The following is a 16,811-nucleotide window of genomic DNA, read 5'->3' as shown; positions in this document are numbered from 1 at the left end:
GCTTACATTCAGTTACGAATGCGGCACGAATATGGTTTATGCTAGCTTGAAAGGGCTCGCCTTGAGGGCCCGTCCGACCTCTCCCATGCTGCGCTCGGGAGAGGTGGCTGGTGGAGGTGGTGACCGGTGGTGGACGCAGCGTTTCCTGTCGCCCCTTTCGGGGGCTTTGATTCTTGATTTGTTCCGTAACCCACGGCTCACGCTGTGGGCTACAGTATGCCGTCCCTGTTGGGACTTGGTGATGACTGGATAAGGCCAGCATTGCGTGCTGCGATTGCGGCGACGATGTTGTGAATGGAAGGATTGAAAAAGTTAAATTGACAATTGTAAATTTTAAAATGAATGACGGGGCGGGCGATAAGGCGGCTGAAAGGGGGCCGGTGTGCAGATGATAGACTGGAAGTCTATTCTGTGCTTGGCTTGGGGGCGTCGGCGAGTTCGAAGGCTTCGATGACGGCGCAGCCGCAGGAGTCGCTCCAGACGTTGACCGAGGTGCGGCACATGTCCAATACGCGGTCGACCGCCAAGATGATGCCTTGCATCTCTAGCGGTAATCCGACCGCGTTCAATATGATCGCCATCATTACTAACCCGGCGTGCGGGATGCCTGCCGCGCCGACACTGGCCAATAACGCCGTCAGCGCGACGACGATCTGCTCGCTCATTTCTAAATTGCGCTCAAAGTGTAACTGAGCAATGAATAACACCGCGACGGCTTCATAGAGCGCTGTGCCATCCATGTTGATCGTCGCTCCGAGCGGCAGCACAAACGATCCAGTGCGGTTGCTGATCCCGGCACGCTCTTCCACGCTCGACATCGTCAACGGCAATGTCCCATTGCTGCTGGCACTGCTAAACGCGGTCAACAACGCTGGCGACATCGCTTTGAAAAATTCAACCGGACTTCGTTTGGCAATGAATTTCAAAATCAACGGCAACGTGATCAGCGAGTGGATCGCTAACGCAACTGCCACTGCGACGACGTACCACGCCAACGCCATAAACACACTGGTTCCCTGCGTCGCGGTAACCGCGGCGATCAAAAAGAAAACGCCGAGCGGCGCGAGTTTGATGATCGCCATCGTCATCGCCATCATCACGTCAAATCCGGCCTTGGCGGCGTCGCCAATCCGCTCAGCCGTCTTGCCACCGACCGAAATGGTGAACAACGCGAACGCGATCGTGAACGCGATCACGGACAAGAAATTCGAGTCGACGACGGCGGCAAACGGGTTCTTGGGGATCATCGCCTCGAGTTGTGCGAACAACACATTGATCAGCGATTCCGCTTCGTGCGCATCAGGATGGGCGCGAGCGACGACATTATCCTTCAGGCCGGGGCGAACAACGTTGACAACCAACAGCCCGGTGGTGATCGCCAACATGCTGGTGCAGATGTAATACGTCAGCGTGCGACGAAACATTCGCCCGAGTCCTTGCGAGGACCCCAGCCCCAAGACTCCGGTCAACAGCGAGGTGATAATCAGCGGGACGGCAACCATTTGCAACATTCGCAAAAACAGTCCCCCCAGCCGCTGCAGCCATCCGCCGACCTGTTTTGCGACGCTCATGCCATACGTTTCGTAGATCGCAACGGCAGCCGGGTCGACGGCAGCGAGCGTTTCGATCGAGCGAAACACGCCTGCTTGCGGGTCTACCGGATCGACGACCCGTTTGACCTGCTCGCCCTGGTCATTGACATATTGGATCACCGTCGAGCCCGAGGTGTCGTGGATCGCGGCGGAATCGATCCCGCGAGGCAGTTCGCTGGGCGTGCCCGGTTGGCGAACGACCGTAGTCGTGCGATTCGAGGCGGTGATGTTCAACGTCACGCCCAGGATGGTGCCAAAAATCATCCCGATCAGGAGTTGCCAATGCAGAGCGAGCCGAAACATTCCAGGTTAATCCAATTCGTCAGTGGCGATGACATACGCGGTGGCATGGGTGCGGCAGGCACCTAGCGAAACATGAACTCTCTCGATCCCTCGTTGTTCGGCCCATTGGGACGCGGCACCGGAGAGCAACATGGTTGGTCCTTCGCCTACATGCACCACGATTTCGATGTCGGTCCAACGCACTCCTTGGTACCGACATCGCATCGCTTTCATCGCCGCCTCTTTCGCCGCCCAACGAGTGGCAAACAACTGAGTCGTATTTGCCGTTTGAATACAATACTCGATTTCGTTGGCACTGTAGACACGTTCAAGAAATTGTTCGCCATGCGCTTCGATCATTTTGGCGATGCGAACACATTCAACAATTTCCGTTCCGAGTCCAAGGATTGCCATGAAGGGCCGTGGGGTAAAAAGAAAAGAGGGGGGGAGAGAGGAGGAACCGCGGCTGCGAAACTATTTCGTCGTAAAGTCTAACACGCGAGCTTTATCGAGGACGGGCATCAGTATTTCGACAAACGCTTTGTGATCAGGATGCGGCAAGTACTCTTCGCGTCCCGCTTCGTCTGCGAACGTGACCATGAAGCAGTGAGTGAAGCCATCGTCGTGCTTTTCGGGACTGTTGTTGGTGCCCCATTCAAAATCGGTGATCGAATCGATCTTGTTCGGCAGCTCAGCAAACGCTTGCTCGATTTTTGCGACGTCCTCTTTGGATGCATCGTCCTTGAATTTAAAGAACACGGCGTGTTTCAGTTCGGTTTCATCGCCATCCTTGCGGTCGGCGTCCGCATCTTCGTCAGCGACGCCCCAGTAATCGATCACAAAAACGTCTTTCATGTGCGGACGCAGCGTGTCGCCAAATTCTTTGTGAGCCGGGTGTGGCAGGTATTCCGCTCGACCTGCTTCGTCGGCAAACGACAATAGGAAGCAATGAGTGAATCCATCGTCGAGTCCTTCGGGGCTGTTGTTCACACCCCAATCGAAATCGACGATCGAATCAATCTTGGACGGCAATTGCTCGAACGCTTTCGCGACCGCATCGATCTGTTCGGGCGAAGAGGATTCTTTGAACGAGAAAAAGACGGCATGTCGCAGCACGCGTGATTCCTTGGTTGATTCGGATGCATCGTTTGATTCGGATGTATCCGCAGAGGACGAAGTGGTTGGGGCGGTGGTCGTCGTGGCGGCTTCGTCAGCGGTGCAGCCCGCTACGACCGCGAGACAAGAAACGGTTAGCACGGCCAGCGATAGAAAACGGTTCGATTTTGACATGGGGGCTTAAAGTGGGAGTGAAGCACTGCGGCTCCGAAACGCAGGACTGGCGAGGTGGGGCGACCAAGACGTTCTGCGTTTCGGAGTTGCAGCACGTCTAATGACAATCGTAACGCTTCGCAGTGGCCGCTTCCATCCTTGACGAATCGGAGCTTAGGAATCAGAAAATGGGCTCACCCTCAACCTCGTTCCCTTTTCTGTACCTCCATTTGATCGAGACGCGTTCCGATGAGTCAAAGCACCAGCCAAAACAAACCCACTGCGTTTGCGGATCGTCTTGCACAGGCGGTGCGGCGAACTGGATCGGTCACCTGTGTCGGACTGGATCCTCGCTTGGAGCAATTGCCGACCTCGATCCGGCAAATCGCCGAAAGTGGGGCTGCGGATGCAAAAGCCGCGGCGTACACGCAGTTTTGCTGTGACATCATCGACGTCGTCAAAGACAAAGTCGCCTGCGTCAAACCGCAAGCCGCCTTCTTTGAACAGCTCGGACCGGCCGGCATGGTCTCGCTCGGCCAAGTCATCCGGTATGCGTCGGATGCCGGATTATTGGTGATCACCGATGGCAAGCGGAACGACATCGGCAGCACCGCGACCGCCTACGCTCAGGCCTATTTAGGGGCGGGAGACGCCAGCCCGTGGGGCAGCGATTCGTTGACCGTCAGTCCTTATTTGGGCCGCGATTCGCTCGAACCGTTCGTCGAGGTCTGTGACGAGCGGGCTGCGGGCGTGTTTGTACTGGTAAAAACATCTAACCCAGGCGGGGGGCTACTGCAGGACCGCGTGACGGACGGGCAAACCATCTACGCTCGCGTGGCCGAATTGGTCCAGGAATTGAATCAGGGGCGGACGGGCGAGAGCGGCTATGGCCCGATCGGAGCGGTGGTGGGGGCGACTTATCCCGAGCAATTGGCCGAAATGCGGGCGGCGATGCCGACTAGTTGGATCTTGATTCCGGGCTTTGGTGCCCAGGGCGGGACGGCAAAAGACGTGATTGCGGGATTCGACGACGCCGGAATGGGGGCAATCGTCAACAACTCGCGAAACTTGATTTTTGCCCATCGTCGCGACGAATATTCGCAAAAATACGGTGAATCTCGTTGGCAGGATGCCGTTTCTGCGGCCACCGACGAAATGAATGCCGTCCTGGCCACGCGAATTTCCTAGCAGGACTTTCGGAAATAAACGCGATTCGGTAAGCTTCGCGGTTCGATCAGGACCCTAAAGGAAGTGTTCGATCGAACTGTTGTTTACCAAACCACCCTACCTATCACTTGCGGATCACAAATGGGTACCAAGATTAAGACCCACAAGGGCACCAAAAAGCGATTTCGCTTGTCAGCAACTGGCAAGGCAATGCATCGCTCCTCCGGCACAAGCCACTTGGCAAAAGGCCTGACCAAAAAGCGTCGTCGTAACCTGCGTGGCACCACCTCGCTGGATAGCGTGATGGAACCGACCATTCACGCAGCTCTAAACGGCTACAGCAACTAAGCACGAAAGCACTGCCTGCTTTCACGTTCAAAAACCTCACTCCATTTTTTTAAAACCCCAAAGTCGAACCGTATCCATCTGGCTAGGCGAAACACCCGCAGCAACGAACTGACGGGGGCCTGAAGTCAGAAAGGCGACGAAAAGCTCGAACAACCTCTATCGCAACGACGATATCCTCGAGCATTCGATCCAACCATTAGGAAGTAAAAGCAATGCGTACCACCAAAGGTTCAGCACGTCGGCAATCTAAAAAGCGTCTGTTTAAACGAGCCAAAGGTTTCCGCGGCGGACGCGGTAAACTGACACGAAGCGTCAAGGAGACATTGCTTCGGGCTGGTGTGTATGCGTTCCGCGATCGTCGCGTCCGCAAGCGTGACTTTCGCCGCCTATGGATCGTTCGTATCAACGCTGCGGTTCGTCAGCACGGGATTCGCTACAGCCAATTCATCTACGGTTTGAACAAGGCCGGTATCCAATTGGATCGTAAGATGCTTTCGGAAATGGCGATCCACGACAAGGCTGGCTTCAAAGAGGTCTGCGACAAGGTCAAAGAAGTTCTCGCGGCCTAAGCCTCGGGTGTCTTTCCCTGTTTAGGGGTAAACCAATACGACCCAGAGTCGCGTTTAACGCACTCTGGGTTTATTTTTTGCTGGGTTTATTTTTTGGTAGTTCGCTGCTAACCAATGGGCCTCGTTTTCTCGCTCCTTTCCCACCCCTTTTGACTTAGTGTCCTGGCATCATGTCTCTCGATAAATTCATCAGCACGCTCGACCAACTCGAAAAAGACGCTCTCGATTCGTTCGAGAATGCTGCCGATGCTGACGCCGTAGAAGAAACCCGGGTGCGGTTTTTAGGTGCAAAAAAAGGAGCACTTAAAGACGTCCAAAAGATGATGGGCGGCATCGAACCGAGCGATCGCAAGGCTGCGGGGATGCGGCTAAACGCATTCAAGTCAAAGGTCCAGGAATCGTTCGAAGCGTCGCAATCGCGTTTGGGAGGCGGCGAAGCGTCGGGTATCGATCCGACATTCGATGCGACGCTGCCAGGAATCCGGCCCAACGTCGGGCACATCCACCCGATCACGCAAACCATCAACCACTTGATGGAGATCATGGGGCGAATGGGATTCGAGGCCGCCGAAGGGCCTGAAGTGGAAGATCCGTGGCACAATTTTGTTGCCTTGAACATTCCCGAAGATCATCCGGCACGCGACCCGCTAGACAATTTTTATCTGGCGACCGCGTCGGCCACGCAAGCCGGCAGCGAAGGATCGCAGTTGTTGCGAAGCCAAACCAGCACGGTGCAAATCCGTGTCATGGAGCAACATGAACCGCCGATCCGCGTGATCTCGCTGGGCCGTGTGTATCGACCTGATGCGCCCGACGCGACGCATTATCCGATGTTCCATCAAATGGAAGGCTTGTACGTTGACAAGCACGTCACGATGGCGAATTTGAAAACGGTGCTTCGGGTGTTTGCGACGAACTATTTAGGCGGCGACGTCCAGATTCGTTTCCGGCCTTCGTTCTTTCCGTTCACCGAGCCGAGTGTCGAAGTCGATTTCCTGTGGAATGATACCTGGATCGAATTTGGCGGTGCTGGGATGGTCGATCCCGCGGTCTTTGAAGCGGTCGGTTACGACCCAGAAAAGGTCAGCGGATTCGCATTCGGGTTGGGCGTCGAGCGGCTGTGCATGCGTCGTAACGGGATCACCGACATCCGCGACCTGTACAGTGGCGACCTGCGATTTTTACGGCAGTTTTAAGCAGGCAACTGGATTTGAGCTGCTAACGATACGACCAACGTATCGGATCTTGCCAAAGGTCCTTTCCACGATCGTCGTAGTGGATCTTGCTAAAGATCCCTTCCCGGCTAGGCCAAGCAGTCTCGCGAGTCGTTGCAAGATACGTTGGAGTCTGCAGCGTTTGCTTGAATAACCAATCGTTCGATTTCGACCGGGCGGATTGCGCTGGACCGCTATAAAGAACACCCGATCAGTGCGAAAGTAGGCGGCCTCCGGCATTACGGCGACAAGTCGCCACCGACGAAGGAGACTGCTGGTTAAGTAGCAAGCGAATAGGCCGGAGGCCGAAACATGACCTGCCGTTGGCGTGAGCCAACGGTTTAGGGGCGACCTGTCGCCGTAAGGCCGGAGGCCGACACACTGGCAGCAGGTGTGTCGCCCTCCGGCCTAGAATCCATGCTACTAACTCAGCCGCTCTGCGACCGAAGGGGCCGAAACTCTTCGCGACTTGTTGATTTAATCGAAATGCAAATCGCAACAGTGAGCCGTGGGCCGTAAGGCACCGGGTAGCGCGCGGGACCCGGCCGCTCACGCGTCGCGGCTCAGTAAATCAACAAGCCGTTCGCGAGTTTCGCTACGTGGTGTGTTTCGCTACGTGATGTCTCGCGATCGCCACGGCGGGCGCTAGACTTGCACTCGCTCGCGGTCGCGGACGCCTAGCAGGTACAACACGGCGTCGAGTCCGAGATTGGAAACCGCGTGGCCGGCTTCTTGCCGTACGATCGGTTTGGCATGAAACGCGATGCCCAACCCGGCTCGGTTCAGCATCGGCAAATCGTTCGCTCCGTCACCGACCGCGATGATTTGGCGACGGTTGATTCCTTCGCTCGAGGCGATCTGTTCGAGTAACTCGGCTTTGCGTTGTCCATTGACGATCGGATCGAGCACCTTGCCAGTCAATTTGCCGTCGATGATCTCGAGTTCGTTAGCGTGCACGTAGTTGAAACCGAGTCGATCGCGAAGCATGTTGCCAAAGTAGCTAAATCCGCCTGACAGTATCGCGGTGCGGTAGCCGAGTTCGTGTAGATTTAGCAGCAAGGCTTCGGCGCCTTCGGTCAATTTCAGTCGCTCGGCCACACGTTGGAGCGATGATTCGGGAAGCCCTTTCAGCGTCGCGACACGGCGACGCAGCGACGTGTCAAAGTCCAGTTCGCCTCGCATCGCACTTTCGGTGATCGCAGCGACCTCGTCGCCACAGCCCGCTTCTTTGGCCAATTCGTCAATCACTTCGGCTTGGATCAGCGTTGAATCCATGTCGAACGCGACCAGCCGTCGTGATCTGCGGTAGGCATCATCTTTTTGCCAAGCAATGTCGATGGCCAATTCGCGGCTGAGGTCCATGTAGAGTGCCTGCATCCGCGGTTTGTCGTGAGGCTCGCCTCGAAGCCAAAATTCGACACAGGCGCGGCGAAGGGTCTCGGGGTTTTCCAGTCGCTGAGGTCGGCCGGACAGCCGGTGAATCACATCGATATTGAGCCCTTCGTCGGTGATGATCTTGGTCACCGCCGCGATATGTGACGCTTCGATCGAGCGGGCCAGCAACGTCAGGATGTATCGTGGTTTTCCCTGGCGATCGACCCAGTTGTCGTATTCGGTGTCGTTGATGCCACGAATCTTGACGCGAAGGTCAAGCGATTCGGCCATCGCATTGATGGGCCGCTCGATTTCAATTCCGCTGGCGACGCGGATCATCATCCCCAGCAACAGCGATTGGTGGATCACCGCCTGGTTGATATCCAGCACCTCGGCACCGAGCTCGGCCAGCGTGCGGGTCAGCTCGGACGTCAATCCGACGCGGTCTTCGCCGGTGAATCGCAGTAAAAAGATGTTGCCCATTGTTGGCTCTCCAATCGGCCATTTTTCGTTTGAGCGGTTCGCCGGGCTCTGCCCGAAAAGAAAGGGGGCCCGAAAAGAAAGACGAAAGCATAGACCGATCCGGCACCTCGATGAAGGGTAGGCAAGGCGAGCGAAGTATGATCGCAAGGCACGGTATGGCTGCGAATGCGGAATGCTGTATTCGCGAATTCAGCAACGATTTTCGCACACAGCAGGGTTTCGCACACAGCAGGGTTTCGCAGAATCTGACCGATGCTTTCTCGAACCCTCCAGGCTTTCTCTCTAATACCACGCCTCTAACACCACGAGCCTCACCCAGAGCTGGCAACCGCCATCTCTGACCTCCCCCAAAGGGGAGGTGAAGCTCGCTCCAGCGCGATCTTAGCTCAGCGTGGAAGCGGCACAGCTTTGTTGCATTGGGGGGATTATCCTCACGCAGGGTCCCGCTAATGAGGATCGTCGCGGAGGCTGCGGCAAAATAACGGCGGGAATCCCGAGAAAGTCGGTAGCCAATTCGGCGTTTCTTGGGTTTAATTCAGCTGTCGCTGCGAAAAATCGTGCTTGCTTAGCTTCCCCCCCGCCCATTTGTTTGTGCACTCCATGCAACTTCCTGTCGTTTCAGATACTCCTTCTCCTTTGCAAAACCGTCCGACGGGCGACGATTCGAGCAAGCGCGGCCGCTATGCGGTCATCAGCCTCGGCTGTCCCAAGAACCTTGTTGATACCGAGCAAATGCTAGGCCGGCTGGACGAGGATGGTTACGCAATGGTCGATTCGGTCGACAATGCGGACTTTGTCGTCGTCAATACGTGCGGCTTTATCGATTCGGCTCGCGATGAGTCGCTGGGGGCGATCGACGAGATGTTGGCGCTGAAGCGACAGGGGAAAATTCGCAACGTCGTCGTCACCGGATGTTTGGCCGAGCGTCAGCAAGGAAAATTGCTCGAGGCACGACCTGAGATCGATGCGATGATCGGCGTCTTCGGCCGCAACGAGATCGTCTCGGTGATCGATCGTTTGCAGTCGGGAATCGAAGAGCAACAGAAAGTTTTCCGCCCTGCTCCGATCAACCCACTTAGCGATGCGGTGCGAAGTGCGGTCACGCCACGGCACTTTGCCTATCTGAAAATCAGCGAAGGCTGCGACCGGCTGTGTACGTTTTGTGCGATCCCGAAGATGCGGGGCAAACACTACAGCAAGCCGATGGAACAAGTCATCGACGAGGCCAAACGGCTCGGCGACAGCGGTGTCAAGGAAATCGTCGTCGTTGCTCAAGACACAACCTATTACGGCAAAGATCTTTACGGTACTCCTCGTTTGACGGAATTGTTGACCGAGTTGGACAAGATCGATTCGGTCGAGTGGATCCGGCTGATGTATTTCTATCCGATGTACATCGACGACGCGCTGATCGACACCTTGGCAGGCGCCAAGCGAGTGCTGCCGTACATCGACATGCCGCTGCAACACGCCAGCGATACGATGCTGAAACGCATGGCACGCAAGACGACTCGTTCGTTGCAAGAAGAGATTCTTGGCAAGTTGCGTTCGCGAATCGACAATTTGGTGATGCGAACGACGATGATCGCGGGATTCCCTGGCGAAACCGATGAGGATTTTGCCGAGCTGATTGATTTCGCCGAGCAACAACGATTCGAACACCTTGGCGTGTTTACCTATTCAGTCGAAGAGGACACACCAGCAGCCAAGTTGCCTAACCGTGTGCCCAAAGAAGTGGCGGAGCGTCGGCAAGGCGAGTTGATGGCGGTCCAGCAACAGATCGCATTCGAATGGGTGCAAAGTCGAATTGGCACGATCGACGATGTCATTATCGATTCACCGCTGCCGGAACAGGAAGGCGTTTGGATCGGCCGCACGCGTAGCGAAGCACCGGATATCGACGGGATCGTCTACGTATCTCCGTCGGACGACAGCGAATCGATCCAAGTTGGTGATATTAAGAAATGCGAGATCGTCGCATCGGACGGTTACGATTTGATCGCCGCATCACTCGGCGAGTAGTCCTGGGATGTTTTTCGGATCGCCGCGCAGCGATTTCATGGCTGTAGGCTCTGAGTCAATAGACCGCCACTAAGTGGATTTCACCGCGCAAGGCATTGGGCTTATGCGGGGTTCGAAAAGAGGGCCACTTCGCATTTGGGCGTGATCTGTTAGTCTTGGGACTTATTGCGGCACGATCAATGAGCACGAATTTGGCAATGACTCCAGCGACATCCACGTCGATTTACAATGTACCGAACGCGTTGACTTCTGCGCGGTTCTTGTTGGCGATTGCCGTCGTGGTGCTGATTCCGATGGGCTATTTCGCCTCCGCCATGGTGGTCTTTCTGATCGCCGCTTCGACCGATTGGATGGATGGCTACTGGGCTCGGAAATACGGGCAAGTCACGAAGTTGGGGCGTATCTTCGATCCGTTCGTGGACAAGATCATCATCTGTGGATCCTTCATCGCGTTGGTCGAACAAACGGGCTCGGGAATCGCATCGTGGATGGCGACGGTGGTGGTCGGCCGCGAATTGCTGGTGACCAGTTTGCGAGGGATCATCGAAGGGGGCGGCGGCGATTTTTCCGCGAGTTGGCTGGGTAAATGGAAGATGGTTTTGCAGTGTGCGGCGATCGTCGCGTCCCTGTTGTGCTTGATGAGCACTCCGGTGGCAGCTTGGCTTTTGACCACGGCAACGATTCTGATTTGGGCTTCGATCGCATTGACCGTCTATTCAGGTTACGACTACACGATGGCTGCCGCTCGAGTCATGCGTGGTGAGCAGGACGCCTCGTAACGGAACCACGACATGCAATTTGTTGACGCGGTGTTTGCCAGTACGATCTTGATGATCGTCGCAGGGTGCTTCTTTTTTTGGGGCAAGGCGCTGCAGCGTGTATGGCGGACCGGGCGACCGTGGACCGACGCTATTCTGCCGACTGAGGTTCGTGATCGACCCTTCTGGACCGTCGCCGATGCGATGTTGATGTTTGGTTTGAGCTTGGTATTGACGTTGTTGACGGCCAAGCTTTTTGTCGCGATGGGCCAAATTCGTCCAACCACCGAAGGGGCGCCTCCCAGTGCCGATCTGCTGTTAGCCGGATTGTCGGCCCAATCGGTGGGCGGTTTGATCGCATTCACCGGCACGCTCGGGTTTTTGCGGCTGATTCGAACCGATGCAGCAGAGCGATTGGGGCTGGTCTGGAAAGCAAGCGATGTCGTTGTCGGGTTGAAGGCGTCGCTGATGCTGATTCCTCCGACGCTACTGATTGCGCATTTTGCGTCGCTGCTTGTGGAGTACAAGCACCCCGTGTTAGACGTGATGAAACAGCAGCCGACGCCGGTCTTTTTCATCGTGTTGTTTGTGGGGACCGCGCTGGTCGCACCGTGGATCGAAGAATTCTTGTTCCGCGTGCTGTTGCAAGGTGGTTTGCAGGCGTTTGCGGATCGGCCGGTCGAGACCGATACTCAAGAGGATCCGCTCGAAGAAGATGCAGTAGAGCTGTGGCGGCCCAAGAGTTTGTGGCCGATGTTTGCCACCAGTTTGATCTTTGCACTGATGCACGGCAATCAAGGTGCTGCGGCGATACCCTTGTTCTTCTTCTCGGTCGGCCTCGGTTTCCTGTATCGCCAAACCGGACGCATTACGCCTTCGTTGATCGTGCACATCGTGTTAAATGGTTTTACGATGAGCGTCGAGATCCTGCGTTTGTGGTTCACGCAAACGCCGACGTAGTATTGTGTTTCAGCGGTTCGTTCCTTGGTCCTGACTGCACTAGTTGTGGGCCGATCTTGGGTTCCTAAGCGGCCATTCTGGAGTGCTAAGTTATAGAACCGGGTGGCGTTCCACGGTTGCTTAATTTTTCCGTTAGTTCTTCACCAACTTCGGAGACTGCTAATTTAGTGGCAAGTTAATAGGCCGGAGGCCGGGACACTGGCCGAGAGTGTGTCTCCCGCTGGGCTAAGTTTCCCCAGTTCCACTAGCCGGTGGCTCACGCCACCGGTAGAGGGTGTGTCGGCCTCCGGCCTGTAATCAATACCGAATCGATCGAACGTCGGCATTCCATGTTTGGCGGTGTGCATCGAACAACATGTTGATTTTGTGCATCGTGACGCGTGAGCGTACGGGGCCTTCCGCATTATTGTGTCACTCGCATCGTCGGCTTCTGGTCGTCTCGCATCGACGCTACCACTCGGATGCGATCACTTCGTGACCGTTGCGAGTCGACAAATCGAGATAGGTGTTGTAGTTCATGCTGTAGGTGGCGAAACGGACGCTGCCGTCGGCAAATGTCAGATAACACCCTCCGTCATGCTGGCTCCAGTAGTGTTGTAGGTGCAGGTAATATTCGTTGCGGTTGTGGTTGCCCCGCAGCAAACCCATTTTCGCTGAGATGTAATGTTCGCATTCGTTGCCGCCGCAGATCGGCCAGCCCCATCCCAGATCGTCGGGCATCGTTCGCTCGCCGAACAGGATCGTCGTGCTCGAACCATCCAGGATATCGCGAAAACGCTTTTGACTTTCGTTATAGAACATGCCATTGCCGTCACTGAATCCGGCGCCGCTGGGAATGCCGCCGCATGCCTGGTAGGTATTATTGATGTCGTCATCAAAGCTGCCGGCGTTACCGAGGTAATTGATCGGGTTCAAGACGCCACAGTCGCCCGAAAGCGGCAGCGGGCCGAGCGGACCGCTCAGCAGCGATGTGCCTGAACTTGGGTCGCTCGGGCACATCAGCATCGCGATTGGTTTGGAGGATGGGTCGTTGCCGCCGCGAGCTTGCAGGTCCTTGATATGGTCGCCGCAATGAGCTTGGGTGAAATCGATCGATTCGTAACCCGCCGATTGCTCCATGAACGGCAAGACTTGCGAGACCATTCCCCACGAGTAACCGTTGGGTCCCGAGACGATGCTGCCGGATGGGAATGTGTTGAACGCGGAATGGTAATTGTGAAGCGAAAGTGCGAACTGTTTCGAGTTATTGGAACAACTCATCCGTCGCGCTGCGGCGCGTGCCGCTTGCACCGCCGGCAACAGCAATCCGACCAAGATCCCAATGATCGCGATCACGACCAGCAGTTCGACGAGTGTAAACGCGTTTTGACGAGATCGGAAAACGGTCATGACAGTTTCGTAAAGTTGAGTTCTGTGCCGACTAGTCTTGTGTTGATAAGGCAAAGTTCTTGACGCTCTGGTCGGTTTGCGGCACCACAAATTCCAGCTCCCACGTGCGTTTGCCGCCCGTGGCGGAAGCCGATTCTCTTTTTTGACGAGCCGATGGTGATTTCGCACTCGTTCGACGTTTTGGATCAACGGTCACGGTGTCCGCAGTCGCTTCTGGGGCCTCCGCACGAGTCGGTCTGCTCTGAGTGCTAGCAACCGCGGCCGGCGAATCCAGGCTGATCACGACCTTGTGTGCTCCAGTATACGGCCCGTTGGATTGGGTAAAGCGGTATTCCGCGTCGACAATCAAAGACGTTGCGGCGGGCCCAGAAGTTCCTCGGGCAGGCAGAAAGCTGATCGATCCCGCGGGTGCGGGAGCGCCGTCGATCGTGATTCGCCCCTGTACCGCCTTTCGCGATGGTGATTCGCTGGAGCCACAGCCCGTAATCAAAATGACGGCAATGGCGAGACGGCAGAGATGCGTCCTGTGCGTAAACGGAAGATTCAACAAGGCGAGTCTCGCAGCTTTGCGGGAGGGGAAGCGGCCTGTGCCTAGCGATCGGCCGTGCCCCTGAGGGAACGATGCTGCATTGTGCGGCTGCCGCATTTCGCAGTTGCTGCATTGTACACCGCTGTGGAGCGTCGTTCATGGATCGAACCGGTCAATCCGGTGCAAAGCAGCCCGAAGCCGAGGGGGATCGACGCTACAAGTCCTTTAATCGGCGCACTGCTTCGCGGGCGCGTCTTAGGAACTCGGTTTTCGGCTCACCGGCTTCGAGAAAGATCGGCGGGCCGATCGTGATGCAGCTCAACAGCGGGACTGGCAGAAATTCCCCGCGAGGCAGGATTCGGTTGACGTTATCGATGTAGACGGGCACGAGTTCGAGATCGGGCCGCTTTTTGCCCATGTAGTACAGACCACTTTTGAAGGTGCCCATTTCATCGTCGCTCGAGGAGCGTCCGCCTTCGGGGAACACGATCAGCGAATAGACGTCGCCCATTTGGCGAAGCATCGAATCGATTGGGCTCTGATGGACCTTGATCTCTTTGCGGTCGATCAGCATCGCGTTGAACGCTTTGGCCATGTGCGGTTTGACCCAGCCGCCGGACCAATAATCCTTGGCTGCCACCGGCCGCGTGACCGCTCGCACTTCGCGCGGCAGAGCGGACCATAACACGACCGCGTCGAGATGGCTGGTGTGGTTAGCGAAATAGATGCGTTGGCAGGTGTCCGGTTGGCAGTCGACCCACCGTACCGTGAAACCACTGAACATCTTCGCTAACAGAACGATTACATGACTGGTGATTGCCATGGCAAGAAGTTTACTTGCCCAACCCGCAAACGCCCAGCGGTCAAGCAGTATTAACCTTGTCTGCCGCAGGTGTTGCGGGAACAATCGCACAGGCGTCACACGCTCGTTGGGGGCTAAGCGGCACGGTACAGGTGGTCGCGTGTCGGCGGCATACCCGAAAGCCCCTTGCTGGCTCGTTTGGTCCCGACCACTTGGTACAGTTTGATTGATCCATTGGTGAAACCACCCGAGGCGCCAGCCAGGTAGGCAACCCACAACCGATAGCGTTCAGCCCCAACCAGTTCGATCGCTTTTTCCTTGTTCGCCGATAGATTTTTACACCAGAATTTGGTGGTCAACGCGTAGTGTTCACGCCACGATTCGACATCATGAACTTCGAAGCCACTGTTTTCCATAAAGTCCGTTGTCATGCCAACGGGAGTTAGCTCGGACCCCGGGAAAATGTATTTGAGCAAAAATTTCCGCTCGGGTCGGATTTTGCGTGCTGAACGTGCCGTCGGCTTCGCTCGCCGAGCGATTGCATGGTTCAGCATGATGCCACGGTCGTGAAGCATCGAGTTAATTTTGGCAAAGTACCGCGGATAATTTGCGATGCCGATATGTTCGGACATGCCAATGCTGCTGATCTTGTCGTAGGTGCCGGTGTGATCGGCATAGTCACAGATCTCGACGCTGACTTGGTCGGTCAGTCCGAGTTGTTCGATTTTCGCTTTGGTATACGCGTATTGTTCATTGGACAACGTGATGCCATGCGACTTGGCCCCATAGTGTTTTGCCGCGTGGCAGATCAGACCACCCCAACCGCATCCGATGTCCAACATTTTGTCGCCGGGTTGCAGTCGCAGTTTTCGGCAGATCATATCCAGTTTGTCATGCTGAGCTTGATCCAGCGAGTTGTTCCAATCGCGGAAATAGCCGCAGGTGTATTGCATTTCCTTGCCAAGAAACAGCTTGTAAAACTCGTTTCCGACATCGTAGTGAAATTGAATGTAGTCGCTATTTTTGCGTTTGGCTTCGTTGCGACCGATGCTATCTTCGCTGAAACCTTGCTGCAGATCACCAATCTTGGTTTTGGCAAAGATGAAGGGCAGCGTTCGCTTCACCACCATTGTTTTGCTGATCTTTTTCAGGTGCTGGCGATTCGCACGTGTGGTCTTCAGGGCTTCTGAAAATTCGATCAGATCGCCCCCTTCAAATTCAATATGTCCGGTGGCATACAAGCGGACGAGTGTTTCCAGGGTGGGCCATCGCAGCAGCGTGCCAATTACCCCGGGCCCTGAGATCGCGATACAAAGGTCGCTGTCGACATGTTGCCCTAGCGGCACAACGTCGCCATTCCATAGCCGGACTGAGACATTCATGTCCAACGGTTCGGCCACCTCGTGGAGAATTTGTTTGATCGATTGGATTTGTGTTTCCGCCGAAAAGGGAAGTCCCATCCTTAAATTCTCCGATTGAGGTCGTGGGGTGCAAACGCGTTGTTGACAGTACCGTCTTGGCGACTTTTAGCATGCTTGGCGGAAACGAGTTAGAGCAATCGAGAATGCGCGCGGTCCAGATATCATCCCCGCGTCGCTGGCGAGTCTCCTGGTTTCCCTAATTCGCCCAAACACACTAGTGTTGAGCAGTCCGTTTTGAGCAGCCAGTTTTGAGTAAAGGGGACGTTCACTGACGTGACGACATGCGTAAACGGTGTCTAAATCCTCCTTTATTTACGGTTTCTTTACCGTGAAAGGTGATCACGCACGGCTAGCGGCGGATTGACCACCTTTGGGGGGTGGGCTATCTTGGGGTTGGCGGGGCGGCAAGCCGTTTTACATGTACTTGTGTTCCTGACGGCGGCAGCCGCAAAGTTCGGTGACATCGGTGACAAAGCGAATACGACTAGCGGCGGTGCCATCTACTTTTGGGCGTCAGTAGCGGTCTTTTCTGGCGAAGCAGCAAAAGCCGCGAGGTCCAATTTAAAGCGATTGACTCACTGCAATCCGACGGCCCTCGACTCACCGCTACAAAAGTATAGAACGATTTTTAA

14 protein-coding genes are annotated in these 16,811 nt (G+C 55.6%); 7 read left to right on the top strand and 7 right to left on the bottom strand.

The features are described 5' to 3' along the window. Positions 1-404 precede the first annotated feature (404 nt). From ABD971_RS05725 to ABD971_RS05715, 3 genes are read right to left on the bottom strand one after another with little or no spacing between them, the layout of a single operon-like run. Complete coding sequence (locus tag ABD971_RS05725; RefSeq protein WP_345320272.1) at positions 405-1,895, bottom strand: dicarboxylate/amino acid:cation symporter; 1,491 nt, start codon at positions 1,893-1,895, stop codon at positions 405-407. Between the two features lie 6 nt (positions 1,896-1,901). Further along, positions 1,902-2,288 (bottom strand): holo-ACP synthase, encoded by a 387-nt coding sequence (acpS, locus tag ABD971_RS05720; RefSeq protein WP_008689740.1) that lies wholly within the window; start codon positions 2,286-2,288, stop codon positions 1,902-1,904. Between the two features lie 60 nt (positions 2,289-2,348). Next, positions 2,349-3,164, bottom strand: a complete 816-nt coding sequence (locus tag ABD971_RS05715; protein ID WP_345320267.1) for a Dabb family protein — start codon at positions 3,162-3,164, stop codon at positions 2,349-2,351. A gap of 228 nt (positions 3,165-3,392) precedes the next feature. Between ABD971_RS05715 and pyrF the strand changes: the two genes are divergently transcribed. From pyrF to pheS, 4 genes are all read left to right on the top strand, one after another. Continuing rightward, on the top strand, positions 3,393-4,331 hold the full coding sequence (gene pyrF, locus ABD971_RS05710) for an orotidine-5'-phosphate decarboxylase (protein WP_345320265.1): 939 nt from the start codon (positions 3,393-3,395) through the stop codon (positions 4,329-4,331). 120 nt (positions 4,332-4,451) lie between these two features. Continuing rightward, positions 4,452-4,658 carry a 50S ribosomal protein L35 gene (gene rpmI, locus ABD971_RS05705; protein ID WP_339946387.1) on the top strand — a complete coding sequence of 69 codons (207 nt, stop codon included), beginning with the start codon at positions 4,452-4,454 and terminating at the stop codon, positions 4,656-4,658. A 212-nt stretch (positions 4,659-4,870) separates the two neighbouring features. Continuing rightward, positions 4,871-5,227 carry a 50S ribosomal protein L20 gene (gene rplT, locus ABD971_RS05700; RefSeq protein ID WP_008704621.1) on the top strand — a complete coding sequence of 119 codons (357 nt, stop codon included), beginning with the start codon at positions 4,871-4,873 and terminating at the stop codon, positions 5,225-5,227. A 170-nt stretch (positions 5,228-5,397) separates the two neighbouring features. Beyond that, positions 5,398-6,423 carry a phenylalanine--tRNA ligase subunit alpha gene (pheS, locus tag ABD971_RS05695; protein WP_345320257.1) on the top strand — a complete coding sequence of 342 codons (1,026 nt, stop codon included), beginning with the start codon at positions 5,398-5,400 and terminating at the stop codon, positions 6,421-6,423. A 663-nt stretch (positions 6,424-7,086) separates the two neighbouring features. Here pheS and serB read toward each other — a convergent pair. Next, positions 7,087-8,298 carry a phosphoserine phosphatase SerB gene (serB, locus tag ABD971_RS05690; protein ID WP_339943730.1) on the bottom strand — a complete coding sequence of 404 codons (1,212 nt, stop codon included), beginning with the start codon at positions 8,296-8,298 and terminating at the stop codon, positions 7,087-7,089. Between the two features lie 600 nt (positions 8,299-8,898). Here serB and rimO point away from each other — a divergent pair. From rimO to ABD971_RS05675, 3 genes are all read left to right on the top strand, one after another. Then, a complete protein-coding gene (gene rimO / locus ABD971_RS05685; RefSeq protein ID WP_339943731.1) occupies positions 8,899-10,320 on the top strand; it encodes a 30S ribosomal protein S12 methylthiotransferase RimO in 1,422 nt (473 codons plus the stop codon). Positions 10,321-10,499: 179 nt separating this feature from the next. After that, complete coding sequence (gene pgsA, locus ABD971_RS05680; protein WP_339943733.1) at positions 10,500-11,099, top strand: CDP-diacylglycerol--glycerol-3-phosphate 3-phosphatidyltransferase; 600 nt, start codon at positions 10,500-10,502, stop codon at positions 11,097-11,099. Positions 11,100-11,111: 12 nt separating this feature from the next. Continuing rightward, a complete protein-coding gene (locus ABD971_RS05675) occupies positions 11,112-12,038 on the top strand; it encodes a CPBP family intramembrane glutamic endopeptidase (RefSeq protein ID WP_345320254.1) in 927 nt (308 codons plus the stop codon). 450 nt (positions 12,039-12,488) lie between these two features. Here ABD971_RS05675 and ABD971_RS05670 read toward each other — a convergent pair whose 3' ends face one another. The 3 genes from ABD971_RS05670 to ABD971_RS05660 form a co-directional block, all read right to left on the bottom strand. Next, positions 12,489-13,427 (bottom strand): DUF1559 family PulG-like putative transporter, encoded by a 939-nt coding sequence (locus ABD971_RS05670; RefSeq protein ID WP_339943736.1) that lies wholly within the window; start codon positions 13,425-13,427, stop codon positions 12,489-12,491. A gap of 743 nt (positions 13,428-14,170) precedes the next feature. Next, positions 14,171-14,779 carry a lysophospholipid acyltransferase family protein gene (locus tag ABD971_RS05665; protein WP_345320251.1) on the bottom strand — a complete coding sequence of 203 codons (609 nt, stop codon included), beginning with the start codon at positions 14,777-14,779 and terminating at the stop codon, positions 14,171-14,173. A 113-nt stretch (positions 14,780-14,892) separates the two neighbouring features. Beyond that, complete coding sequence (locus ABD971_RS05660; RefSeq protein WP_345320249.1) at positions 14,893-16,218, bottom strand: class I SAM-dependent methyltransferase; 1,326 nt, start codon at positions 16,216-16,218, stop codon at positions 14,893-14,895. Between the last annotated feature and the right edge of the window lie 593 nt (positions 16,219-16,811).

The organism is Novipirellula rosea (genome assembly GCF_039541335.1).
Lineage (GTDB): Bacteria > Planctomycetota > Planctomycetia > Pirellulales > Pirellulaceae > Novipirellula > Novipirellula rosea.
Note: the sequence above shows the minus strand (reverse complement) of the source record. Positions and strands in the feature narration are given on the sequence as shown.